23 protein-coding genes are annotated in these 23,049 nt (G+C 58.6%); 8 read left to right on the top strand and 15 right to left on the bottom strand.

The genetic code is table 11. The annotated features are described in order from the left end of the window. Positions 1 to 252 (top strand): hypothetical protein (locus tag G5380_RS15370; RefSeq protein ID WP_421209689.1); only part of this gene is annotated, 252 nt, incomplete at its 5' end. 222 nt (positions 253 to 474) lie between these two features. Here G5380_RS15370 and G5380_RS15375 read toward each other — a convergent pair. The 3 genes from G5380_RS15375 to G5380_RS15385 all read right to left on the bottom strand — a co-directional run bounded on the left by G5380_RS15375 (position 475) and on the right by G5380_RS15385 (position 2,510). Next, on the bottom strand, positions 475 to 1,521 hold the full coding sequence (locus G5380_RS15375) for an NAD(P)H-dependent flavin oxidoreductase (protein ID WP_421352877.1): 1,047 nt from the start codon (positions 1,519 to 1,521) through the stop codon (positions 475 to 477). After that, positions 1,518 to 1,796, bottom strand: coding sequence for a helix-hairpin-helix domain-containing protein (locus tag G5380_RS15380; protein WP_158112850.1), 279 nt, complete (start codon positions 1,794 to 1,796; stop codon positions 1,518 to 1,520). Before G5380_RS15380 ends, G5380_RS15375 begins: the two co-directional genes overlap by 4 nt. Before the next feature lie 72 nt (positions 1,797 to 1,868). Further along, positions 1,869 to 2,510: a ribonuclease T2 family protein gene (locus G5380_RS15385; RefSeq protein WP_158112849.1), complete on the bottom strand. Its 642-nt coding sequence runs from the start codon at positions 2,508 to 2,510 to the stop codon at positions 1,869 to 1,871. A 197-nt stretch (positions 2,511 to 2,707) separates the two neighbouring features. On the opposite strand from G5380_RS15385, the gene G5380_RS15390 reads away from it, so the two are divergent. Next, positions 2,708 to 3,268 (top strand): carbonate dehydratase, encoded by a 561-nt coding sequence (locus tag G5380_RS15390; RefSeq protein ID WP_005335471.1) that lies wholly within the window; start codon positions 2,708 to 2,710, stop codon positions 3,266 to 3,268. An 80-nt stretch (positions 3,269 to 3,348) separates the two neighbouring features. Here the strand turns inward: G5380_RS15390 and G5380_RS15395 are convergent, their stop codons facing one another. Beyond that, the gene (locus tag G5380_RS15395) at positions 3,349 to 4,257 is read right to left on the bottom strand and encodes an SAM hydrolase/SAM-dependent halogenase family protein (RefSeq protein ID WP_019446189.1); all 909 of its coding nucleotides are present in this window, start codon (positions 4,255 to 4,257) and stop codon (positions 3,349 to 3,351) included. Between the two features lie 198 nt (positions 4,258 to 4,455). On the opposite strand from G5380_RS15395, the gene G5380_RS15400 reads away from it, so the two are divergent. Together G5380_RS15400 and G5380_RS15405 are read left to right on the top strand one after the other, a co-directional pair. Then, a complete protein-coding gene (locus G5380_RS15400; protein ID WP_021229493.1) occupies positions 4,456 to 4,920 on the top strand; it encodes a hypothetical protein in 465 nt (154 codons plus the stop codon). Positions 4,921 to 5,137: 217 nt separating this feature from the next. Continuing rightward, positions 5,138 to 6,385, top strand: coding sequence for a DEAD/DEAH box helicase (locus G5380_RS15405; RefSeq protein ID WP_421209685.1), 1,248 nt, complete (start codon positions 5,138 to 5,140; stop codon positions 6,383 to 6,385). Between the two features lie 83 nt (positions 6,386 to 6,468). Here the strand turns inward: G5380_RS15405 and G5380_RS15410 are convergent, their stop codons facing one another. After that, entirely contained in the window at positions 6,469 to 7,740 is a 1,272-nt protein-coding gene (locus G5380_RS15410; protein WP_421209683.1) for a hypothetical protein, read from the bottom strand. 288 nt (positions 7,741 to 8,028) lie between these two features. Here G5380_RS15410 and G5380_RS15415 point away from each other — a divergent pair, with 288 nt between their 5' ends. After that, positions 8,029 to 9,453 carry a DASS family sodium-coupled anion symporter gene (locus G5380_RS15415; protein WP_124241738.1) on the top strand — a complete coding sequence of 475 codons (1,425 nt, stop codon included), beginning with the start codon at positions 8,029 to 8,031 and terminating at the stop codon, positions 9,451 to 9,453. 104 nt (positions 9,454 to 9,557) lie between these two features. On the opposite strand, the gene G5380_RS15420 is transcribed toward G5380_RS15415, so the two are convergent. The 5 genes from G5380_RS15420 to aguA form a co-directional block, all read right to left on the bottom strand. Then, on the bottom strand, positions 9,558 to 10,322 hold the full coding sequence (locus G5380_RS15420) for a CphA family subclass B2 metallo-beta-lactamase (protein ID WP_202005948.1): 765 nt from the start codon (positions 10,320 to 10,322) through the stop codon (positions 9,558 to 9,560). Positions 10,323 to 10,892: 570 nt separating this feature from the next. Beyond that, a complete protein-coding gene (locus G5380_RS15425; RefSeq protein ID WP_268016643.1) occupies positions 10,893 to 11,399 on the bottom strand; it encodes a hypothetical protein in 507 nt (168 codons plus the stop codon). A gap of 1 nt (position 11,400) precedes the next feature. Further along, the gene (locus tag G5380_RS15430) at positions 11,401 to 12,525 is read right to left on the bottom strand and encodes a hypothetical protein (RefSeq protein WP_268016642.1); all 1,125 of its coding nucleotides are present in this window, start codon (positions 12,523 to 12,525) and stop codon (positions 11,401 to 11,403) included. Between the two features lie 263 nt (positions 12,526 to 12,788). Further along, the gene (locus G5380_RS15435; protein ID WP_421352878.1) at positions 12,789 to 14,492 is read right to left on the bottom strand and encodes an amidase; all 1,704 of its coding nucleotides are present in this window, start codon (positions 14,490 to 14,492) and stop codon (positions 12,789 to 12,791) included. 256 nt (positions 14,493 to 14,748) lie between these two features. After that, a complete protein-coding gene (aguA, locus tag G5380_RS15440; RefSeq protein ID WP_100652914.1) occupies positions 14,749 to 15,846 on the bottom strand; it encodes an agmatine deiminase in 1,098 nt (365 codons plus the stop codon). A 155-nt stretch (positions 15,847 to 16,001) separates the two neighbouring features. Between aguA and G5380_RS15445 the strand changes: the two genes are divergently transcribed. Further along, a complete protein-coding gene (locus tag G5380_RS15445) occupies positions 16,002 to 16,955 on the top strand; it encodes a LysR family transcriptional regulator (protein WP_421352879.1) in 954 nt (317 codons plus the stop codon). A 491-nt stretch (positions 16,956 to 17,446) separates the two neighbouring features. Next, positions 17,447 to 17,791, top strand: coding sequence for an endonuclease domain-containing protein (locus tag G5380_RS15450; RefSeq protein ID WP_139406923.1), 345 nt, complete (start codon positions 17,447 to 17,449; stop codon positions 17,789 to 17,791). A 49-nt stretch (positions 17,792 to 17,840) separates the two neighbouring features. On the opposite strand, the gene G5380_RS15455 is transcribed toward G5380_RS15450, so the two are convergent. Continuing rightward, entirely contained in the window at positions 17,841 to 18,407 is a 567-nt protein-coding gene (locus tag G5380_RS15455) for a TetR/AcrR family transcriptional regulator (RefSeq protein ID WP_005335495.1), read from the bottom strand. A gap of 199 nt (positions 18,408 to 18,606) precedes the next feature. Here G5380_RS15455 and G5380_RS15460 point away from each other — a divergent pair, with 199 nt between their 5' ends. Continuing rightward, positions 18,607 to 19,644, top strand: a complete 1,038-nt coding sequence (locus G5380_RS15460) for an alkene reductase (protein ID WP_199765779.1) — start codon at positions 18,607 to 18,609, stop codon at positions 19,642 to 19,644. A 99-nt stretch (positions 19,645 to 19,743) separates the two neighbouring features. Here G5380_RS15460 and rpoS read toward each other — a convergent pair whose 3' ends face one another. From rpoS to G5380_RS15480, 4 genes are read right to left on the bottom strand one after another with little or no spacing between them, the layout of a single operon-like run. Then, positions 19,744 to 20,727: an RNA polymerase sigma factor RpoS gene (gene rpoS, locus G5380_RS15465; RefSeq protein WP_005335504.1), complete on the bottom strand. Its 984-nt coding sequence runs from the start codon at positions 20,725 to 20,727 to the stop codon at positions 19,744 to 19,746. A 45-nt stretch (positions 20,728 to 20,772) separates the two neighbouring features. Continuing rightward, positions 20,773 to 21,843, bottom strand: coding sequence for a LysM peptidoglycan-binding domain-containing protein (locus G5380_RS15470; protein WP_040068374.1), 1,071 nt, complete (start codon positions 21,841 to 21,843; stop codon positions 20,773 to 20,775). Positions 21,844 to 21,852: 9 nt separating this feature from the next. After that, positions 21,853 to 22,434, bottom strand: a complete 582-nt coding sequence (locus G5380_RS15475) for a YqaA family protein (RefSeq protein WP_021229508.1) — start codon at positions 22,432 to 22,434, stop codon at positions 21,853 to 21,855. Next, positions 22,431 to 23,048, bottom strand: coding sequence for a protein-L-isoaspartate(D-aspartate) O-methyltransferase (locus tag G5380_RS15480; RefSeq protein WP_005335507.1), 618 nt, complete (start codon positions 23,046 to 23,048; stop codon positions 22,431 to 22,433). The genes G5380_RS15475 and G5380_RS15480 overlap by 4 nt, the downstream gene beginning before the upstream one ends. Position 23,049 lies beyond the last annotated feature (1 nt).

The following is a 23,049-nucleotide window of genomic DNA, read 5'->3' on the forward strand; positions in this document are numbered from 1 at the left end:
GAAAATCAAAAATTGTTTTTGATGTTCGATGCTGTGAGTGCCCACACAGATTGCTTGATTCAAATTGTTAAAGAGCGATGCAACAGAGTGTTGCTGCGGGAGTGGAATTCTACTCAACCGCCTTCTCGAGTCAAGCCTTATTTTCAAAGGCTTTTCGAGGTTATCGACTCGGCTGTTTGCGTTGCCGCTTGCCCTGTCGATGTGGCGCATTATAGAGATCCAGCTCACATTGACAAGGCTTTACCGCAATAAAATTGCAAAAAAGTGCAATTTCTTGGTTATTCATATTAACACACAGCCTTTATACAGACTTATCCACAACCAAGGGTGAAGTGAGGACGTTTTACACCGGATAAATGGCTTACAAGGGTACTGGCCTGGCACTCATCCACCATTGCCGCACTGTCGCGTCTAACGCGCAGCGCCCTCGACATCTTCTATATAAGAAGGCCTATGAGGAATATATAGAAGCGCTTATCCCAATCCAGCCTCTTTGACCCAGCACGCCATCAGCTCACCAGCGGGAAGATCCCGGCAGCCCGATACATCCTGCCCAGCCCAGAGCGGAGAGAAGCCACTATCCCCCGCCTTCTCGGCGGCGACGAGCAGCGGGGCCAGTGCGCCACTGGCATAGGGGAAGTGAGGGGCAAGATCCGAGAGCGGGCCCAGCTCTTTCATAAGACGGTTGACGATCCCCCGCGCCGGACGTCCACTGAACAGATTGGTCAGTGCCGTCTGCTGGCCCTCTGGTGAATGGATGGCGGCGCGATGCAACGCCGAGGTGGTCGCTTCATGGCAGCAGAGAAAAGCAGTGCCCATCTGCACGGCGCTCGCCCCCATTGCCAACGCGTTGGCGATCCCCTTGTCATCGACGATACCGCCAGCGGCAATCACCGGCAGATCGGTCACCGCGAGGATCTGCGCCAGCAGGGTCAAGGTGCTCTGCTGCAAGGCGAGATCATCGGAGAGGAAATGACCGCGATGGCCGCCCGCCTCCAATCCCTGAGCGATGATGGCGTCGGCACCGTGCTGGGCAAGCCATACGGCCTCCGCCACCGTGGTGGCGCTGGCCAAGACCTTGGCCCCCGCCGCCTTCACTTGGACAAGCAACTCGGGCGCGGGCAGGCCGAAGTGAAAGCTGACCACCGCCGGTCTGAACTCAGCCACCATGGCGGCATGTTCCCCATTGAAAGGTGCACGGCTTGGCGCCGTCGTAACAGCTGGGGGCTGTACGCCGAACTCGGCATAGTAGGGAGCAAGGCACTGCTGCCAGCGGGCCAGTACAACGGGATCCGGTTCCCGTTGCCGATGGCAGAAGAAGTTGATGTTAAATGGCCCAAGACCACTTTGGGCAAGACGCTCCAGTTCGCTGCGCAGCTCCGCTGGCGTGAGCATGGCGGCAGGCAAGGAGCCCAAGCCGCCCGCACGGGTCACGGCCAGCGCCAGCTCGCAGCCCTGCACACCGGCCATCGGTGCCTGAATGATGGGATAACGCATCCCCAGTTCGCTAAAGAAGCTCATCCATTCATCCCACTTGTCGTATCGGCGACCAGATGTGCACGGGCCAGCGCAATGGCGCCGTCGATGGCACTGCGCGCCTGCGGGCTGTTCTGCCAACAGGTCGAGCCCAGCATGCTGGCTACCCGCTGGACAATATGGGTGGTGTCGGCCTCGGCCAATCCGGCCAGGGTATGGTAGCCAAGCTGTTCGATCCGCTCGATAACCGTCGGCCCCACTCCTTTCACCCCGAGCAGCATTGCCCGCTCTTGCGGGCCAAACCGGTTGTTGCCATCCATCTTTCAGACTCCTTTCCGATAGCTGTGGTTAAACATCAGGCCCGCAAGGGGCCTGATGGAGAGAGTGAAGGCTTAACGCACGCTGCGCAGCAGGAAGTCCGGCTGACCACAGGAGCGACGCTCACGCTTTTGCATTTCGGCGGAGCAGGTGACCGCATCCGTCCCCTCTTTATTGACGCAGATGTAGATCTCCCGCAGGAAGCGGCCACCATCGGCGCAAGCCACCGTGATGTTGTCGGGCGCCAGCCACTGGTTGGCGCTCGCCAGATCGGCCTTGAGCTGGAAGGTGCTCTTGCGCAGCGGCGCTTCCGGGGATTGATAGGCCACCGGGATCTTCACCTTCTGGCGCAGATCGCTAGCCAGCTGATGGAAGGCCTGCTGGCTCAGACCGGAGCAGGTACCGTGCTTCTCCCACTCATGGCGATAGAGGAAACGGCTGGGGTAAAGGTCGGCAAACTCGCTCTCCATATCGGGATCGAGCCGTTCGCGGGTGCAACTGCTGGGATAACCGCGATCGTACTGAGGCCAGAGACCGTGCAGCACGAACCCCAGCTTGCGGGAACACTGGTCCCGATCCGCCGGTTTGACGGCGCAGTGCTCGGGCGACCAGGAGAGCGCCATGGCGTAATAATCAAACTCCCCCGCCTCCCCTTTGGCCTGTGCGGCCGAGGAGAGCAACAAACCACCCGCCAGCAGGGCAATCATCTTCTTCATCTATATATATCCATTTCAACCAACTCGGGAATGGCTGCAATGCTCCCATATTCCAGCGCGCGGAAACAGTGCTCCCGCCAAGGCTTGCGACAAGGGTCAGACCACTTCGGGGTTTCACCGGATAATAACGAGGCGTAAGCTGGCATCCTGGCGCCGGGTGCGCCACCGCATCATTTCAAGCAACCACAGGATGTAACATGATCCGCAAGAATCCCTCCGGCCATCTGCCTGTCATCGACGAATCCGCCTATATCGACAAGACCGCCATCATCTGCGGCAAGGTGATCATCAAAGAGAATGTCTTTGTCGGCCCCTATGCGGTGATCCGTGCCGACGAGGTGGATGAGAGTGGAGATATGGAACCCATCGTCATCGGCGCCAACTCCAATATCCAGGACGGGGTGGTGATCCACTCCAAATCCGGCGCCGCCGTCACCATCGGCGAGTACACCTCCATCGCCCACCGCAGCATAGTCCACGGGCCGTGCGAAGTGGGGAACCGGGTCTTTATCGGCTTCAACAGCGTGCTGTTCAACTGCCATATCGGTGACGGTGCCGTGGTGCGTCACAACTCGGTGATCGATGGCTGCGATCTGCCGCCGGAGTTCTACGTCCCCTCCACCACCCGTATCAACCAGCAGAGCGATCTGACCCATATCCCGCGGGTTTCGGTAGATGCCGCCGAGTTCTCCGAAGACGTGGCCCACACCAATATCGATCTGGTCAAAGGGTACAAGGCGCTCTCCAACGAGTTCTGATCCCTTTCTTTATGACCAGAGAACAAAACGGGCGCCGAGGCGCCCGTTGCTGTTTCTATCTCTACTTATATATGTGCGGGTCAGGAGCACTTCTTCAGGCTGATATGCCAGTTGGCACCGGATTGCACCTGATGCTTGGCAGCGAAGCTGTCCATGTTCAGCGCCACCGACACCTGCAGCAGACTGTTGAGGTAGACCAGCGGCTGACCTTCCGGCACATCACCGAAGCTGCTGACGTAAGGGGCCTTGCCGTCATATTTGACCACATCCCCTTCACGGATCTTGATGCAGGCGTTATCCCCCTTGTTGATCCCCGCCTTGGTCAGCAAGGCATCGTCGATATTGGTCCAGACGTTGCCGTACTGCACATCGAGGATCGGGATGGTGCCCTTGAGGGTGCCATCTTTCTCTGCTACCGCAGGCTGATAGGGGATCTTCACTACCTCGGCGGGCAGCAGCGGGCCCACCTGCTCGTAGCTGATGGCGCCGGAGGCTAGCCGTGCGCCGGTATAGGCATACACATCGCGGCCGTGGAAGGTGTAGGACTTCTCGGAACCCTTGAGGCGGTTGAGTTTCTCGTCGATCTGGCGCACCGCCTCGATGCCGAAGTGCTCGGCCACCAGGGTCAGGGTGCCGTTGTCCGGGGTCACGATGTAGTGGCCGCTCCTGGTCTTGAGTACTACTGACTTGCGCTCGGTGCCGACACCGGGATCAACCACGCTGACAAACACTGTGCCCTTGGGCCAATACTGCAGGGTCTGGTAGAGGCGGTAGGAGGCTTCCCAGATGTTGTAAGCCGGGATCTCGTGGGTCAGGTCATAGAGCGGCAGGGTGCGATCCACCCCGAAGGCAACCCCCTTCATGGCCGATACGGCGCCATCTTTGAGGCCGAAATCGGTCTGGATCACCAGCGCTTCGTTGGCGGCGGCGATGCCGCTTGCCAGCATGAGGGCGAGCGCAATGGCGCGGGGAGCGGTACGAATATCCATATCTGAACTCCTGAATCATCTGAGGATAACGAAACGGAAACAGCCATTTAGACATCCAGACTGCCACCAATGGATTTTTTTGCAAGGGGTTTGCAACAAAGTGAGGGACGACTCGCAGAAATTGTGCTCGCCAAACGTCGGCGGCGGGGGTATCAAAGGCAGAATGGGAAAACGTTTACAATACAGGAGCTCAGCACCATGACACAACCCGTACCGGAGATGATGACCCTGCTGCTGGAGATTGGTGAACAGAGCAGCCAGCTCTGGCTGAGCCAGCCAGATGCGGCCCCGTCACACTACCCGCTGGCCTTTGGCACCCACGCCATCCAGCCCGGGCCGTTTCGCCACGCGCCACCCACCCCGCTCGAACTGGAGCGGGCCATCATGGTGGTGGAAGATGAGTTGATGCGCATCGCCCCGCAGATCCCGCCCGGCTTGCAGCTGACCCTGCGCAGCCAGCCGTCGCTGGCCGAAGTGCTGGGGGACAACCAGCTCGACCGGGATCTGGTGGAGCAAGCCTTTGGCCAGCTGGCCGCCATGGCGGAAGGGGATCCCCTCGCCGCCAGCTTGCTGCCCCGCGACGAGCACTTTGCCGCCGTGCTGCTGATCGTCAGAGAGTGGCTGCACCATCTGGCCAGCGAGAGCGTGCTGATTGTGGAGTAGAGTCATGGCGGATGTCCCTTGCACTGCCGACTCGCGGTAAAACAGGAGCGCGGCGACGAGGTCCTGCGCCACCGCCATGCACGGCATGCAAAACCGGGAGCTATGCGCCCTTGCTCATCATCGCCTTCTGCCGCGCCCCCTGCTTCTGTTACCATCGCGGCCACGATCACTCATTGTATCGTGGCCGCAGGCCGCGATAACCCCGACTGGTGCCCCTATGTCCACTGCCTCCTTTGCCAAACTGGCCCTCTCCCCCCGCTTGCAGCAGACCCTGAGCGAACTGGGCTATGCCGCGCCGACCCCCATTCAGGCTCGCGCCATCCCCGTCATTCTGGCGGGTCGGGATCTGATGGCGGGGGCACAGACCGGCACCGGCAAGACCGCCGCCTTTGTGCTGCCGCTGCTGGAACAGTTGCTTGCGCAGCCACAAGCAGAGCCCCGCCCAATCCGCGCACTGGTACTGGTGCCGACCCGCGAGCTGGCGGTGCAGGTCGCCGAGAGCGTGGCGCGCTACGGCCAGGGCACCGGTCTCACCAGCACGCAAGTCTACGGCGGGGTGAGCATAGCGGCTCAGATAGAGGCGCTTCAAGCCGGGGTGGATCTGCTGATCGCCACTCCGGGCCGTCTGCTCGACCATCTGCGGCAGGGGGCGCTGAGTCTGGCGGAGCTGCGCCATCTGGTGTTTGACGAGGCGGATCGCATGCTCGACATGGGCTTTATGGACGAGATCAAGGCGCTGCTAAAACAGCTCCCGGCGGATCGCCAGACCCTGCTCTTCTCCGCCACCTGCGACGACAACCTGTTTGCCCTCTGCAAGGTGCTGCTGCGTGACCCCGAGCTGATTGAAGTGGCATCGCGCAACACCACGGCGGCTGAGGTGGAGCAGCGGGTCTACACGGTGGACAGCGATCGCAAGCTGGCGCTGGTCGAACACATGCTGAAAGTGAAAAGGTGGGCACCGGCGCTTATCTTCAGCCGCACCCGTCAGGGGGCGGACAAACTGGCCCAGCAGCTTGGCAAGACGGGCATCAATGCGCTGGCCTTCCACGGCGATCTGTCGCAAAGCGCGCGGGAAAAAGTGCTGCTGGAGTTTCGCGCCGGCACCCTGCAGGCGCTGGTTGCCACCGACGTGGCGGCCCGCGGCCTCGACATCACGGATCTCAACTATGTGATTAACCTCGAGTTCCCGTTTGTGGCGGAGGATTACGTCCACCGTATCGGGCGCACCGGCCGTGCCGGCAACAAGGGGCTCGCCATTACCCTGTTCAGCCCGGAAGATGCGCCGCTGCTGGAGAAGGTGGAAGCGGTACTCGACACCCGTTTGCCCCAGCAGTGGTTCCCCGGCTTTGAGCCGGATCTCACCCGCTTCGAGCCCGAGCCGCGCCGCAATAGCAAGGCGGCCCAGAAGCAGCGTGCCAGAAAGCAGGCCCTCGCTGGCAACAAGGGTGGCAAGGGCAAGCGTTAAGCCTGCCCTGCGCCGCCAATAAAAAACGCCCGCACGGGCGTTTTTTGTTATCTGACAGGGGCCAGCTCTTGGCGAGTCACACCCTAATGGGTCGCCAGCACCAGTGGCAGGGATCGCAAGATCTGCCGCTCCGCCAGGGTCGAGAGAATAAACATCACCATATAGCCAAGCCCCAGCGCCACGATAATCGCCACCACGTTGGCGGTGAATTCGGCCACCAGATAGTAGGCCGCAATCAGCGCCACTATGCCTGCCAGCCGGATCAGCAGGCTCTGGGTAAAGTGGCCGTGAGCCTTGATATAGGCGAGCTGATAGCCGTTGAGCATCATAAAGATAAAGAAGATAGAGAAGTGGAACAGCACCGGCACCGCCCCCACGTAGTCAGCGGGGAAGAACAACAGCACCAGCGGCTTGCCCGCCAGAAGCATCAAGCCAAAGAAGGCCAGACTGACGATGGCGGAGAGGCGGAAGATCCAGCGGCGGATCATCCTGATCTGGCGGTGATCGCCATTGCGCAGATTGACCGCCAGCTCCGGCAGCACAAAGCGGTAGATGGGGAAGACAAACAAGGTGGTCATATAGGTGAAGATGGGGCGCACCACCACCTGAAAATCCCCCAGCTCGTCGATGCTGAAGTGGCGGATGGTGAGCAGCACAGTGATGTAGATCATCAGGATACTGGCCCCCGCCTCCAGCGAGGCGGTAAAGCTCTTCTTCACATAGCTCACCATCTCGGGGCCGAGCGCCACCTTGGCCAGCGGCCTGGTGGCGATGGCCCGACGACGCGAAACATACATATAACCGGCGATGGCGAGTGACGAGAAGGTCAGCCCGTAGAAGAGTGAAGCGAGCGCATCCATCCCGAGCCCAAAGTAGCAGGCCATAAACAGCAGACCGTTGGCCAGCGGCTCCAGCCAGGTGACCCGGTTGGAGAGCTGATACATCCGGTACATGGCCACCAGATTGGTGAAGTAGACCTTAAGCCCCAGCCCGAAGATGACCCCCACCAGTTGCAGATACTCCACCCGGATATGGAGCCCGTGCTTGATATAGGGGATCACCGCCCCCCAGGTGAGCAACACGATGCCGATGAGGAAGTAGCGAAAGATATTGATGATGTCCCGATCGTTCTTGGTCTGGGAGTAACTCACCACCATGGAAGAGCGAAAACCTGTCATCAGGATAAAGGAGAGGGAAATCAAATCCACCACGCTGTTGAACAGCGCCAGCTCTCCCTTGGCGACCCACTGCGCCAGCCACACCTTGAAGGCGAAGCCAATAACGATGCTGACCAGCGAGGCCCACATCCCGGTGATAAAGGCCTGCTTGAGGCGCGCGAGAGAGGCGTATTGCATAACGAAAATGGATAACTTTCAGGGAAAAGAGAGAGGGCCATCTTATGAAAGCCCCGCCCCCTTGAACAGCCTTAATCCCGCCAGCCCCCCAGGTCGCAACGACTCCTTCACTCACCCCCCTTCATCAACCCGAGCTCACAAAGCCAAAGACGCCGTTAAAAACAGCCGCAATTAATCGAATACCCATTTGGTGTAATTGATGGATTTGGCATCCACCATTACCCCTCTTATAGTAGGGCCGAAGCGGCCTCAATCGCTCCCTCCCCACTCATTCCGGACAGGAATCTTATGAAAAAACTCACTCTCGCCCAGCTCGCCGCACTCGTGACCGTGCTGCTGGCTATCGTCTGCTGGCAGCTGCCAGCCCCGGCCGGACTGGCACCGGCGGCCTACCACACCGCCATTCTGTTTATCGCCACCATTCTGGTCATCGTCACCAACATAGCGCCGACCGGCTATATCGCCATTCTCTCCCTCGGGCTCTACGCCGTGCTCCATGCCGGCGGCGAAGCAACCCCCAAGGCGGCCATCGAAGGGGCGCTGGTCGATTTCAACCACCCGCTGATCTGGCTCATCGTCATCGCCTTCATGATTGCCAGCGCCTTTGCCAAGACCGGCCTTGGCAAGCGGATCGCCCTGCTGCTGCTCAGCCGCTTCGGCCAGTCCACCCTGCGCTCCGCCTACTGTCTGGCGGTTGCCGACTTTATTCTGGCCCCCGCCACCCCGAGCAACACGGCTCGCGCCGCCATCGTCGCCCCCATTGCCGACTCGCTGGCCAAGACCATCAACAAGGATGACCGCAAGCTGGGGCAGTTCCTGCTCTCCAGCGTCAGCGCCATGAACGACGCCTCGGCGGTCGCCTTCAGCACCGGCTTTGCCGGCAATCTGGCGCTGGTCGGCATTGCCGCCAGTGTCGCCGGGCTGACGGTCGGCTTTCGCGAATGGGCGCTCTACCTGCTGCCGCCCGCCATCGGTCTGCTGCTGATCATGCCGCTGGTGCTCTATATGGTGATCCGCCCCGAGACCCGCGACACGCCGGATGCCCCCCGCTTCGCCCGCGAGGAGCTGGCCAAAATGGGCCCCCTCTCCCGCCATGAGAAGAGCCTGCTCGGGGTCTTTGTCGGTCTGGTGGTGCTCTGGGTTGGCGGCAGCAATCTGGGGCTGGATGCCACCACGGTCGCCTTTCTCGGTCTGGCCGCCCTGCTGCTGCTCGGGGTGCTGAACTGGAACGATGTGAAGGGCAACAGCGCCGCCTTCGATACCCTGATCTGGTTCAGCGTGCTGATGGGGATGGCCGACAACCTGAAACGGGTCGGCTTTACCGGCTGGCTGGGGGATGAACTATCCGGCTTTATGCACAGCACCCTCGGCGGGCTCGGCACCATTCCCATGTTGCTGGTGGTGATGGGGCTCTACCTCTTTACCTCCTATGCTTTCGCCTCGGCCACCGCCAAGGTGGTGGCACTGGCGCCGGTGATTGCCGGGGCCCTGCTGGCGGTCGGCGTACCTGCCGAGCTCGCCATCTTCAGCATCGCCGCCATCACCAACGTCGGCTGCAACCTCGCCACCTACTCCCACGCCCGCATCCCGCTGCTGATGGGGATGGGCTATCACACCAGCGCGGAGTGGATGCGCATCGGTCTGGTGATCGCCATCGTGGGCTTTGCCGTGGTGATGAGCATCGGCCTCACCTGGTGGCAGTGGCTGATCTGATAGCAAAAGGGCCCGTAACGGGCCCTTTTGCATAGAGGGTGTGCAGCGTTCCATACCGGCGCTGCACTTGCCACAAGCTGCGGCATTGTTAAAAACAGCGCGGGTCAGCTCTGCGGCGCCGCCTTGATCAGCGCCTCGTAGTGATCAATCAGCTCAGGGCCGTGCAGCGGTGAGTCGTGACCGCCAATCACCGTCTTGATCGGCAGCTTCATTGCTTTCAGCCGCTCGATGGTCTGCGGATACTCCTTCACATTGGCAAAGCTCAGGTTGCCCAGCTTCTCCTTGAGGATGCAGTTGCCATAGAGCACCTGCTCGTCGGGGAAGTAGACAAAGATGCCGTCCGGCGTATGGGCCGGGCCTGCGTAGAAGGCGCGCACCTTGCCCTCTTGCAGGGTGAAGTCACCATCGTGCACCACGTTGGGCAGCACCAGCGGCAGATCCGGATACTCCGGCAGCCCCTTGCGGGTAAAGGCGACAATCTCGGCCCAGTCGCTCTTCATCAGATCCCGGGTCTGGCGCGTCGCCACCACCTTGGCGCCGATGGACTTCCAGTAGGCGTTACCGCCCGCCCGATCGGTGTGGTAGTTGGTGTTGATCACCTCCAGCACCGGCTTGCTGCTGACCCGTTTAATGAGCTTGTGCAGCTCGCGGGCAGTATCCGGCGTCCAGGTCGCCCCCACCACCGTCACCCCCTTGGCCCCGAAATAGACCATGGAGTTCTCTTTGACGTAGTAGTTGTCCTCCACCACATAGACAGGGCCGCTTACCTGCTTGAGGGAGATCCCCGCCGCCCGCACGCTGCCGCCCCAGAAACTCGCCATCAGCACCACGGCCCCGGCCAATCCGCACTTCATCCAACCTTTCATCATCTTGCTCCCTCGAACCAACCGCCCCCTCGCCACCCCTGTGGCAAGCCGGGCCTTTTAAGCAGTGGGCAGAAGATACGGGGGATTTGTGAGGGGAAAATGAGGTTGTGTGAAGTCTGGGTGAAGTCAGGGGGAATGCAGAAAATTCAGGGGGGAATCGGCGACGAGCCACGACCAATATGGCGTTCGACGGTACGGGAAGTGGAGAGAGGTAAAGGCTCAAAACGAAACGACAACACAGATAGCAGCCCCTCACCCTAGCCCTCTCCCGAGGGAGAGGGGATGGCCCGTGCCAATTCCAAGCCACTCATATTCACCCGCACCACAGAGCCAACGCACAATCAGCGGAGCATATTTGCCCCCTTCTCCCCTTGCGGGAGAAGGGCTGGGGATGAGGGGGGAGGTAACAATAAGCCACATAATGTAGGGTCGATTAGCGCAGCGTAATCGTCCGCATACCGCCGAGCATCGAGTCATGGCAAGGCCAACAGGAAACTCTGAATATCACCTGCTTATCGGCCACGACCTGTTCGCGATCGTCCGAATACGCTTCGCTATTCGAACCAACAGCGCTTATAAATCATCATCAACTTCTTTTTCTGTTTTTAGCCTATGTAATCGCTCAACAAACTTAATGTTATTTACCATCACGGATAACATTGCCTTTATTTGATTTATACATAAAAAGACTAACAACCAAACATTTAAAAATCTAATCTCAGGTATATATCCCACAAAAAAAGGATGATTTGAATAGAGCGCATACAAAAGACTGCAAAATAAAGTACAAACAAGAACTGATGCCGAAGTGAAAATTATAATAACTAATGATTCAATTCTTCTGGTACTTTCCGTCCCTTTTAACAAGGAAACTTTTGAAGGATTAGTAAATGAAGTGATTGCCTCTGGGTAAATATAAGCAATCCATATACCTGCAATAGTAAATATTGCAGCGGATATATTCTGAAGAACTGACATAACTGATGATATATCTGAATATGACACATACTCAAAACAGCTGTATGCGACTAGTATACCCGCGACTAAATAGATAAATTGTGCAATGAAAACTCTCAGCATATCAAGCCACCACAGTTACCTTGTATTCATCAGCTACATTTTCATTATTTTTCTCAGTAAAACTAATTAATGACTTACGTTCTTTTAACAGCGAACCAAGAATTACTTTAGCTGGAAAGTAACTTTCATTCATTTTTTCATTTTTCTTGATCAGAATTTTTTTCCTTTCAACATATCGATCAAACCACTTTGTCGGCGCATCTCTACCATCCGTTTTAAACCCAACATTGTCCCACTTACTCCGAGGATCATGTTCCTCAGCATAGGTTTCCAGAATACCCTTTAATTCAGAAACAGTAAGGGATTCTTCTGATATAATCTCAACTTGCTTACTTCTGGATACCCTTTCATTATTTCCAGTTACTTTATCCCACATTTCAAAAACCACATTTCTTTCTACTTTTTTAGTAGTTGAAATGGTCTCCCTAACAACAAGGTGTGAAATATTTTTAGCAAGTTCAGCCAATGTTGCATCTCCAATTGATAATTCTTTCATATCAGCCTTTAATTTAAAAACCAAAGAAAAAGAACCATCACGTGATGTATACGATACATGTTTAGTAATTATTTCACGGCCTGCCCTAACATTTGGAATTGCGCTCTCTGTAGTCTTTTTCCTAGGATGGCTAACTCTTAAATCAATGCAGTTTTTTATAAATTTAACGACATCATCTGTATCAGATAATGAGTGAGGGAACTTAATAGATGCAAGCAAATTAAGCGAAGGCATGAACCAATAATACATTGGCTGACCCAATATTAATTTTTTACCGCCAACACTGGCTTTTACAATGTGTGAATCAGTGACTCCATCACCGACCTTTGAATCTCCAATAACCCCATTAATATTCCCATCATCTTCGCCAAACTTTTTCCAAAAAATAAATAGATAATCACCCGTTACAGGATCATATTCCATAGACTTACAATATACTTTGGTACGATATGGATGAGTTTCTACATCCCACGGGATTGTTTGTTCTACCTCTCGTCCTTCTAACCACTTTGTCACCAGTGACAACGTATCGGCAAGAGATCCTTCTATTAATTCTTGAGCTTTCTCTTTCCTCTGTCGATAAAAGCCACATTGAGAAACATCGAAAAATGTGATTAATCCTTGCTCCATGATTACCTCTATATAAGAACATTAATTTTCTAAGGCTAACACAACCCATATCGTTCTCATACAGATACCAATTAAAACTATCAATAAGCATGAATTTCAACCAGAACTATCATGCCAACTTTGTAACATAGATGTAGATATAAGTTTGAAAAATAAATGATCAGCTAAGCCATTCACTAGATAGCAATAAAAAGCCACCCGCATCTTGCGAGTGGCTTTTTGTATTCTCGGTTGACCCCCAGAGATTTAACTTACAACAGCAATCACCCCAACGGCGGCGTGCGTGGCGGCACCATACGCTTGCTGCCGGTGGACTCGAAGGCCGAGGCAAAGCGCAGCAGGTTGTTGTCGTCATAGGCGCGACCGGCGAAGGTCAGCCCCACCGGCATACCGATATCGGCCATGACGCCCATGGGGACGGTGACGGTCGGCACGCCGAGGTGGCGAATGGCGAGGTTGCCGTTGGCAACCCAGATGCCGTTGCTCCAGGCGATATCGGCGGAGGCCGGATTCACATCCGCATCAGCCGGGGCGACGTCGGCGACGGTCGGGAACAGCACGGCGTCGAGTTTGAGCCCGTCCATCCAGTCCTCGAGATCCAGCTTGCGGGTCTTCTCCAGACCGCGCAGGCCGTCCGGCACTGTGGCGATCTCGTCCCAGGATTTCAGGCCACGCTTGGCCATATTGACGTACTCGTCCATGCCCGCCGCCAGATCGCCCTCGCGGTTCGGCAGTGTGCCCAGATCGTGGGGGAAGATCTTCGGCCCATCGACATCGGCCAGCTTGTTGAGTTTGGGATCGCCGTTGGCGCGCAGGAAGTCGTCGAACGCCCAGCCGGAGAGCTCCCACAGCTCGTCATTAAGAAACTCCGGGCTCACGATGCCGCGATTGAACACGGTCGGCGCGCCGGGTCGGTCCCCTTCGCAGTTGGAGACCAGCGGGAAGTCCACTTCGATAACTTCGGCGCCAGCGGCTTCCAGCGCCTTGCGCGCATCTTCCCAGAGGGCGATCACGGTCTCGCGGGTATGGATGCGCTGACCGGTCGGGCCGCCGATGCCGGGGTTTTCGCTGGTGCCGGCCAGTTCATCCTTGTTGATAAACATGCGCGGCACACCGAGGCGCTTGCCCTTGAGGGCATCGGGCTTGGCAGCCAGATCCAGATAGGAAGCCGGACGCACTTCAGAGGCCTTGGGCAGCTGCACCCAGGGCTGCAGGCGCCACAGATCGCCACGGGGATCGCTATCGTCGGCAACCACTACGTCGAGCACTTCCAGCAGATCATTCATGGTGCGGGCATAGGGCACCACCACATCCATGGTCGGGGTCAGCGGCCAGTTGCCGCGTACCGAAATCACGCCACGGGACGGGGTGTAGGCGCACAGACCGTTGTTGGAAGCCGGGCCACGGCCGCTCGACCAGGTCTCTTCCGCCAGACCAAAGGCGGAGAAGCTGGCGGCGGTGGCGGTACCGGCACCGTTGGAGGAGCCGGAGGCAAAGGGCGCGGTCAGGTAGTCGGCGTTGTAGGGGCTCTCGGCACGGCCATAGACGCCGCGCTGCATGCCGCCATTGGCCATCGGTGGCATATTGGTTTTGCCAAGGCAGATGGCACCGGCGGCTCGCAGGCGCTCAACGGTAAAGGCATCGCGCTGGGCCACCAGATCCTTGAAGGCCGGGCTACCGGAGGCGGCGGTCAGCCCCTTGACCAGATAGCTATCTTTGGCGGTGTAGGGGATGCCGTCGAGCGGACTCAGGGTCTCGCCACGGGCGCGGCGGGCATCGGAATCTTCGGCTTCTTTCAGCGCATCGGGATTGGCGACCACCACGGCGTTGAGTTTGGTGGCAGTTTCGGGGCCGTTGTAAGCCTCGATCCGGGCCAGATAGGCCTTGACCAGTTCGACCGCTGTGGTGCGGCCTGATTCGAGCGCGGCACGCAGCTCGGCAATGGAAACCTCGGTCACTTCGATCATGGGGATCTCCTGTAAAAGGGTGACTGTTTGTCATGATGATCGCCGCATCAGCGCCTGCGACCATCACACCATCAAGAGAGAAAACCCCACGGCGTGGGGTTTTGAATACTAACTAGAACCGGTTTACGACCCGTCGCGAGAGGCCGTCAGCAAGGTGAAGAGCAGCGCAGGAACCGGAGCGTATAAACATACGTGAGGCTTCCGAGCAGCACATGAGCCTTGATCACGGCTTCGCAGCAGGATCGTCATCCGGTTCTTATTTGCCGGACGGGATCTGCTGGGTAATGCAGTGAATATTGCCACCGCCCAGCAGGATCTCGCGGGCCGGCACGCCGACCACGGTGTGCTCCGGGAAGATCTCTTCCAGAATGCGCTGGGCTTCGCCATCGGTGGCGGCATCCAGCAGCGGATAGACGATGCGATCGTTGGTGATCAGGAAGTTCACGTAGGAACCGGCCAGACGGCCTTCTGCCTCGCGCGGCACACCAGTACCGCTCTCGACACCGGCTGACTCCTCTTCGGTACAGAACAGCGGGCCCGGCTGGGGCAGCTTCCACACTTTCAGCTTGCGACCCTTGGCATCGACTGCCGCTTCCAGCACCTTGAGGGCGGCCACGGAGCGGGCGTACTGGGGATCGTTCTGGTCGTCAGTCCAGTGCAGGGCCACTTCACCCGGACGCACGAAGCAGCACATGTTGTCGATGTGGCCGTCGGTTTCATCCATGTAGACGCCTTCGTCCAGCCAGATAAAGCTGGTGACGCCCAGATAGTCGCGCAGGTAAGCTTCGATCTGCTCTTTGGTCAGGTGCGGGTTGCGGTTTTCGTTGAGCAGGCACTCGGCGGTGGTCAGGCAGGTGCCTTCGCCATCAACATGGATGGAGCCCCCTTCCAGAATCAGCGGCGCGTCGTAACGAGCCATGCCGTGCTGGGCCAGCATCTGGGCAGCGACCTCTTCATCCTGATTCCACGGGTAGTAGAGACCACCCTTGTGTCCGCCCCAGGCGTTGAAGCCCCAATCCACCCCACGGCACTCGCCGGCAGCGTTGGTAACGATGGTGGGGCCGGTATCGCGGGCCCAGCAGTCATCGCTGTTCATTTCAACCAGAGTGACGTGGGCGGGCATGATGGCGCGGGCCTGCTCCATAAACTGGGCCGGAACCCCCATAAAGACCGGGGTGGCGCCACCGATGGCATCGGCCACCTTGGCGAAGGTCTCTTGCGCGAAGCGACCGGCTACGCGCCAGTTGTCCGGGCGAAACGGCCAGATCATCCAGACGGCCTGCTGGTGCGCCCACTCGGCGGGCATGGTGAAGCCGTCGGCGGCCGGCGTGGAGTTAATGGTCTTGATGCTCATCGCAAGGCTCCTTGCATGGATTGAGGCCCCCGTTTACGCCCGATGCGGCGCGGGAACCCGGAAAAATAAGAGTGGGTCGCAGATTAAGACGTTGCGCCCCCATCCATCAAATGAATAGGATGGATTGTCCCATAAACACGGCGAATAATCCCCCCATGAAACTGCACCAGCTCGACCTCAATCTGCTGCTCGCGTTTGACGCCCTGATGACGCAGGGCAGCGTCACCCGCGCCGCCGAAGCGCTCTTTATCAGCCAGCCCGCCATGAGCCATTCGCTTAACCGGCTGCGCACCTTTGTCGGCGACCCGCTTTTGGTGCGCACCCCGCAGGGGATGCTGCCGACCCCGCGCGCCCAGCGGCTGCACCTCGGGGTACAGCAGGCGCTGCGGCTGCTGGAGCAGCAGCTCACCGAGGAGGAGGAGTTCGAGCCGAGCCAGTCGAAGCGGCGCTTCGTGCTCTGCACCACAGATTACGTGGAGTGCGTGCTGATCCCGCCGCTTATTCAGCGGCTCAGACGGCTGGCGCCGGGGGTCACCATCGAGATCCGCATCCTGCGCGACACCCTGCCCGAAGCCGAACTGGCAAGCGGGGAGATCGATCTGGTGCTGGGGTTTGACGAATACATGCAGGTGCCGGGGTATCTCGGCAAAGAGACCTGGCTCACCGAGCCGCTGGCCGGGCTGGTACGCGCCGATCTGCCGATTGCCAAATCGGCCCCCGCCGGCGCCGAGGATGACCCCTCCCAGTGGCAGGAGCGCATCACCCTGCAGCAGCTCATCGCCATGCCCCATGTGTTCCACTCGCCCCTTGGCACCTCGGAGGCGAGCCTCGACCGCTATCTGAAAAGTCAGGGCTTTAGCCGCACCATCTCGGTCAACAGCCAGAGTTATATGTCCGCCGCAGCCATTGTCAGCCAGAGCGATCACCTGCTGGTGCTGCCCAGCATGGTGGCCGAGCTGCTTGCCACCCACTGGCCGCTGAAAAGCTTGCCGCTGCCCGCAGACGTGCCGGATTACCACCTAAACTGCGTCTGGCACCCCGTTCATGCCCAGCAACCCGCACTGGTATGGCTGAAAGATTTGATGAAGGAGCTGGTGGGGCCGAGGTGAGGCCGCAGCGTCTGGCATACCCCATCGGCGCATACGCAACAACCGGCGCAGGTGTGGCTCAAGGATTTGATGAAGGAGCTTGTTGACCGACCATGATGCCCAAACCGAACCTCGATCAATTCCCTCTCCCTCTGGGAGAGGGTTAGGGTGAGGGCTGCTCCTGCTCCATCCCCTCATCCCCTCATCCCCAGCCCTTCTCCCGCAAGGGGAGAAGGGAGCTGATCCAGTACAATCGGCAACATCACGGGTAACCAACTAGCAGGGCAATGCCCATCCACTCATCAGCTCATCAGCTCATCAGCTCATCAGCTCATCAGCTCATCATTACCAAACACAACGATAGCTCGGTTGGGGTCAACAAATCCTGACAGCACCTAGATCTGTTCCCTCTCCCTTTGGGAGAGGGCTAGGGTGAGGGGACGCAATATCCAACCGGTAAACACAAAGGAAGCTGGCTATATCTATAGGGCCAAACAGAACTGGAGCCCTTTATGGAAAGCAACCGCTTTGCCAAACGACTGAGACGTGATGCCACGCTGGCAGAGCAGAAACTGTGGCAACACTTGCGCAATCGCCGTCTGGCGGGAGTGAAATTTCGCCGCCAAATGCCCATCGGCCCCTATGTGGTGGATTTCATCAGCCTTGAACAGGGATTGATCATCGAAGTGGATGGTTCGCAACATGGAACACTAGCGAACCAGATGCATGATGAGGCTCGGACAGCCTATCTCAATCAGCAGGGATTTCGGGTGATACGAGTGTGGAATAACGATGTACTGGGCAGGCTCAACTCCGTGCTGGATTTTATCCTGTTCTCATTACGTCAATCCGATTGACCCCTTCCCCTCAATTCAAAAAGCAAAAACGGAGAAGGGGAAACCTAACTTACGCCCGCAGGGCCCGCATCAGCTGGGCGACTACGTCGTCGAGCAGGGGGCGATCGGGGCGGCACTGGGCGAAAGTGACCAGCCCTTGCAGGTTGATCAGCAGCAGTGCGGTGAGGGTGTGGATATTGCTATCCGGGGCCAGTTCACCCTTGGCCTGCGCCTGTGTCAGCAACTCGGCCAGATCCTGCTCCAGCTCGCCATAGATCCCCTTGACCCGCTGGGTCAGCTCCTCATCCTGCTCGCTCAGCTCCATCATGGTGCGAGTCACCAGACAGGAGCCGCAGAGCGCCTCCCCCACAATCCGGTCGAGATAGGCAGCAAGACCCGCCAACGGGCTCGGGTTGTCGAGCAGGGAGCGGCGCAGGGTGCGTTTGCCCTCGACATAATGATCCACCGCCGCCAGCAGCAGGCCGCGCTTGTTGCCAAAGGCGCCGTAAATGCTGCCCGGGTGCAGGCCGGTGGCAGCCACCAGCTCCTGCATGGTGGTCTTGGCATATCCCTTGGCGCGAAACGCTTCCATGGCATTTCGCAGTACCTCGTCCCGATCAAACTCGGCTATGCGCATGGTTCCTCCCGTGGGAAATGGTTCACCGGCAAGGAGCAACAGGGCCCGCCGATAAAGAGTGACTGGAAAGGGCGGCAAGTTTACCCCAGCCGCCCGCTCGGGCCAACCTTCTTGAACGCGCATTCAAAAAAAGCTTGCGCCCGACGCAAAAAACGTCTTGAATGCACGTTCAAGAATAACCCGTTCAGGACAACCTATCATGAATACCCTGTTTCAGCCGTATCGACTCAATGACACTCTGACCCTGGCCAACCGTTTCATGATGGCCCCGCTCACCCGCTGCATGGCAGGCCCAGGTCTGGTGCCGACCGAGCAGATGGCTGCCTATTACGGCCGCCGCGCCGACATCGGCCTGATTGTTTCCGAGGCCGTCATCATCCGCCCCGACGCGCAGGGTTACCCCAATACCCCGGGCCTCTTCACCCAGGCGCAGATCGATGGCTGGAAGAAAGTGACCAGCGCCGTGCACGCCAAGGGCGGCAAGATCTTCGCCCAGCTGTGGCACGTCGGCCGCCTCTCCCACCCCTTCTTCCATCAGGCTGAAGTGTTGGCCCCCTCTGCCGTGGCGCACGAGGGCACTGTGCCCCGCATGCGCGAGCTGACCTATCAGGTGCCGCGTGCCCTGACCGAGGCGGAAATCGCCCAGCTGGTACTGGATTACGCCCAGGCCGCTGCCAACGCCATCGAGGCGGGCTTTGACGGGGTGGAGATCCACGGTGCCAATGGCTACCTGATCGATCAGTTCCTGCACCACTCCACCAACCTGCGCACCGACAACTATGGTGGCAGCCCGGAAAAGATGAGCCGCTTCGCGCTGGAAGTGGTCGATGCCATCAGCGCCCGCATCGGCGGTGATCGGGTTGGTATTCGTCTCTCCCCGGGTGCCTATGTCCATCTGGCGGGCAGCCCGGAAGATCGCACCGTGTTCGACTATCTGCTGGGCAAGCTCAACGATCGCCCGCTGGCCTATATCCACCTCGGCATCTTTGATGACAACCTCACCTTCGATTATCTGGGTGGCCGCGCCTCCGACTATCTGCGCGCCCACTACAAGGGCAATCTGGTCGGGGTGGGCAACTACGACGCCGAGCGCGCCGCAGCGGCCATCGAGGCCAACCGCTTCGATCTGGTGGCCATCGGCCGTCCACTTATCGCCAACCCGGACTACCTCACCAAGGTGAAGAGGGGCGAAGCACTGGTGCCCTACGCCGACACCATGCTGGCCGAGCTGGTATAACCACGAAGCCATCGCCAGACCACAGGCAATAAAAAACGAGGGGAGCTGTTGCTCCCCTCGTGCTATCTGGCTGATGCGCTGATCAGTTGGTGCGGATGCTTAATTGGTACGAAATAACGCCTCGATGGAGAGCCCCTGGCTCAGCAGGATCTCCCGCAGACGGCGCAGCCCCTCCACCTGGATCTGGCGTACCCGCTCGCGGGTCAGGCCAATCTCGGCCCCCACATCCTCAAGGGTGGCGGGCTCGTACCCCAGCAGACCGAAACGACGGGCCAGCACTTCCCGCTGCTTGGGGTTGAGCTCCTCCAGCCAGTGCACAATGCTGCTGCGCATATCATCTTCCTGTGACTCCAGCTCCGGCCCCATGCCGCGCTCGTCGGAGAGCACATCCAGCAGCGCTTTGTCGCGATCGCCACCAATGGGGGTGTCCACCGAGGTGATCTTCTCGTTGAGCTTGAGCATGCGGTTCACATCATCCACCGAACGATCCAGCGCGAAGGCGATATCCTCGGCGGTCGGTTCATGATCGAGACGGTGAGAGAGTTCGCGCGCGGTGCGCAGGTAAACGTTTAACTCCTTGACCACATGAATGGGCAGACGGATGGTACGGGTCTGGTTCATGATGGCCCGCTCTATGGTCTGGCGGATCCACCAGGTAGCATAGGTAGAGAAACGGAAGCCGCGCTCTGGGTCAAACTTCTCGACCGCGCGGATAAGACCGAGGTTGCCCTCTTCAATGAGATCCAGCAGCACCAGGCCGCGGTTGTTGTAACGACGGGCGATTTTCACCACCAGCCGCAGGTTGGACTCGATCATGCGCTTGCGGGCGGCTTTGTCACCTCGCAAGGCACGACGGGCGTAGTAGACTTCCTCTTCGGCTGTGAGCAGCGGGGAGAAACCTATCTCCCCCAGATAGAGTTGCGTGGCATCCATCACCTTATTCAGCTCAGGTGCCAGCAACTCATCGGAGATAGTCTCGTCCGCCTCGGCGGCTACCTCCTGCAACTCTTCTACCTCGTGAGATTCGGGTTCAGCGTCAAACTCTAACTCTGCATCCTGCATTACCAGTTGTTCTTGGCTCATGGTGTGTCTCCCTGACGTTACCAGAGTAAGACGGTCTCTCTGGGGTTAACGCTTTGGCAAATAGCTCATCGGATTGATCGACTTGCCTCTGTACCGGATCTCGAAATGCAATCGCACATCCGGCGCGTCCGTGCTACCCATGTTGGCAATGACCGAGCCCCCCTTGACGCTGTCCCCTTCCTTCACCCGCAACTCGTCGTTGTGTGCGTAAGCGGAGAGATAGTCATCATCATGCTTGAGGATAATCAGCTTGCCGTACCCCCTTAAAGCACTGCCAGCGTATACCACTTTACCGCTGCTGGCGGCGTAGACGGGTTGCCCCTTCTGGCCGGCTATGTCGATCCCCTTGTTACCCTGTTCTGCAACAGAGAACCCCTCGACAATCCGGCCTTTTGCGGGCCAGTGCCAAGCAAGTCTCGACTGGGGGTTGTTTATTTTTTGTTCTTTGGACTGAGCGTATTCCTTCGGTGCTGCCGGAGCAACGGATTTCTGAGAGATGAATGGCGTGGTCTGACCAGATCCACTCGGCTCGGCCAACGGACGCGGACCGCTGCTGGGACGGCTCACTGCCACCGGCGTCACGGTTGCCGGACGAGTCGCAGCCACCATCTGGGTCGAACCGCCGCCTGCGGTCTGGACATTGAGCACCTGACCCGGTTGCAGCGCATAGGGGGCACTCAGGTTGTTGCTCTGGGCCAGCGCCTGCGGCGTCATGCCGAACTGGCGGCCGATGCTGCTCAGGGTATCGCCGCGGCGCACCTCATAGGTACCGGCACTGCGGCTGCTGCCAACACTGGCGCTGGAACCATCGAGTCGCAGTCGCTGCCCCGGATAGATGTTGTAGGGCGGGCTGATGTTGTTGAGGCTGGCCAACGAGGGTACATCGTTGCCGGAGTTGAAGGCGATGGAGTAGAGGGTATCGCCCCGCTTCACCACATAGCTACCGCCCTGAATGGGGGCGCTGACCTGGGCACCGCTTTGGCGAGCCGGAATGGTCGAGACAAACTGCCCCTCATCAACACCATCTACCGGAGCTGCATTTTTACTGGAGGAGCAGGCAAGCAGCAGCCATGACAACACCACGACACTGCTTCCTTGCCAAATACGCGAACGCATAATGGATCCTTAACGACTAAACCAGAAATAGGCCACCACGGCCAGACCAATACAGAGCCAACCGAGCACATCAACATAGTGCATCAGTTTGCGTTCCATCTTCTCGCCACCCCAGCGCATCAGGCCCGCAACCAGGAAAAAGCGCATGCCACGACCGATGAGGGAGGTGATGATGAAGGGCAGCAGAGCCATTTGCAACAACCCTGCCGTCACGGTAAACACCTTGTAGGGGATAGGGGTGAAGCTGGCAATGAAAATGACCCAGATCCCCCACTGCTCAAACCAGTTGCGAGCAATCTCGATCTTGTCCTGATAGCCCACAGACTCCACCAGTGGCAGCACGACCGGATCCCAAAGGGCATAGCCAAGGGCATAGCCAAACAGGGCGCCCAGAACAGAGAAGAGGGTGGCCAGCGTGGCGTAGTGCCACGCCTTGTGGGGCTTGGCGAGCGCCATCGGCGCCAGCATCACATCCACCGGGATCGGCCAGAATACCGACTCGATGAAAGCGGTGATGGAGAGATACCAGGGGGCATGCTTGTGGCGAGCCCACTGCATCACCAGTACGTACAAACGGGAAAACAACTTCACTCAACATCTCCGTCAATCAGGGGAACAAAACGTACCGGCTCCAGAATACGGCTGGTAAGCTGGGATCCGGATCGTTCGATCAGCTGCAAGGTCTGCTGGCTGTCACCCACGGGCAACACCAGTCGGCCCCCTTCGGCCAGCTGATCGGTGAGCGCCGTCGGGATCTCGCTCGCCGCGGCCGTCACCAGAATGGCGTCATAAGGCCCCTTGTTGGGCCACCCCAGCCAGCCGTTGCCGTGCTTGGCCGAGACATTGTGCAGATCGAGCTGGCGCAGTCGGCGTCGGGCCTGGAACTGCAGCGACTTGATCCGCTCAACGGTATAAACATGCTCCACCAGATGGGCGAGGATCGCCGTCTGGTAGCCCGAGCCAGTGCCAATCTCCAGCACATGGGCCGGATTGTTTTGCATCAGCAACTCGGTCATTCGCGCCACCATATAGGGCTGCGAAATGGTCTGGCCGTGGCCAATGGGCAGGGCGGTGTTGTCCCACGCCTTGTGCGCCATGGCCTCGTCCACGAACAGCTGGCGCGGCACTTTCGCGATGGTCGCCAGCACGCGAAAATCGCGAATATCCTGCGCAATGAGCTGATTTAACAGGCGCTGTACTATCACA

The sequence above is a fragment of the Aeromonas sp. 604443 genome (assembly GCF_049170315.1).
GTDB lineage: Bacteria > Pseudomonadota > Gammaproteobacteria > Enterobacterales > Aeromonadaceae > Aeromonas > Aeromonas veronii_A.

Coding starts and splice junctions, on each gene's coding strand:
- G5380_RS15425 (WP_268016643.1), bottom strand. CDS start 11,399: ATGCTGAGAGTTTTCATTGCACAATTTATCTATTTAGTCGCGGGTATA.
- G5380_RS15420 (WP_202005948.1), bottom strand. CDS start 10,322: ATGATGAAAGGTTGGATGAAGTGCGGATTGGCCGGGGCCGTGGTGCTG.
- G5380_RS15375 (WP_421352877.1), bottom strand. CDS start 1,521: ATGAGCTTCTTTAGCGAACTGGGGATGCGTTATCCCATCATTCAGGCA.
- G5380_RS15445 (WP_421352879.1), top strand. CDS start 16,002: ATGAAACTGCACCAGCTCGACCTCAATCTGCTGCTCGCGTTTGACGCC.
- G5380_RS15415 (WP_124241738.1), top strand. CDS start 8,029: ATGAAAAAACTCACTCTCGCCCAGCTCGCCGCACTCGTGACCGTGCTG.
- G5380_RS15395 (WP_019446189.1), bottom strand. CDS start 4,257: ATGGATATTCGTACCGCTCCCCGCGCCATTGCGCTCGCCCTCATGCTG.
- rpoS (WP_005335504.1), bottom strand. CDS start 20,727: ATGAGCCAAGAACAACTGGTAATGCAGGATGCAGAGTTAGAGTTTGAC.
- G5380_RS15455 (WP_005335495.1), bottom strand. CDS start 18,407: ATGCGCATAGCCGAGTTTGATCGGGACGAGGTACTGCGAAATGCCATG.
- G5380_RS15470 (WP_040068374.1), bottom strand. CDS start 21,843: ATGCGTTCGCGTATTTGGCAAGGAAGCAGTGTCGTGGTGTTGTCATGG.
- G5380_RS15405 (WP_421209685.1), top strand. CDS start 5,138: ATGTCCACTGCCTCCTTTGCCAAACTGGCCCTCTCCCCCCGCTTGCAG.
- G5380_RS15400 (WP_021229493.1), top strand. CDS start 4,456: ATGACACAACCCGTACCGGAGATGATGACCCTGCTGCTGGAGATTGGT.
- G5380_RS15435 (WP_421352878.1), bottom strand. CDS start 14,492: ATGATCGAAGTGACCGAGGTTTCCATTGCCGAGCTGCGTGCCGCGCTC.
- G5380_RS15410 (WP_421209683.1), bottom strand. CDS start 7,740: ATGCAATACGCCTCTCTCGCGCGCCTCAAGCAGGCCTTTATCACCGGG.
- G5380_RS15380 (WP_158112850.1), bottom strand. CDS start 1,796: ATGGATGGCAACAACCGGTTTGGCCCGCAAGAGCGGGCAATGCTGCTC.
- G5380_RS15430 (WP_268016642.1), bottom strand. CDS start 12,525: ATGGAGCAAGGATTAATCACATTTTTCGATGTTTCTCAATGTGGCTTT.
- G5380_RS15450 (WP_139406923.1), top strand. CDS start 17,447: ATGGAAAGCAACCGCTTTGCCAAACGACTGAGACGTGATGCCACGCTG.
- aguA (WP_100652914.1), bottom strand. CDS start 15,846: ATGAGCATCAAGACCATTAACTCCACGCCGGCCGCCGACGGCTTCACC.
- G5380_RS15460 (WP_199765779.1), top strand. CDS start 18,607: ATGAATACCCTGTTTCAGCCGTATCGACTCAATGACACTCTGACCCTG.
- G5380_RS15385 (WP_158112849.1), bottom strand. CDS start 2,510: ATGAAGAAGATGATTGCCCTGCTGGCGGGTGGTTTGTTGCTCTCCTCG.
- G5380_RS15390 (WP_005335471.1), top strand. CDS start 2,708: ATGATCCGCAAGAATCCCTCCGGCCATCTGCCTGTCATCGACGAATCC.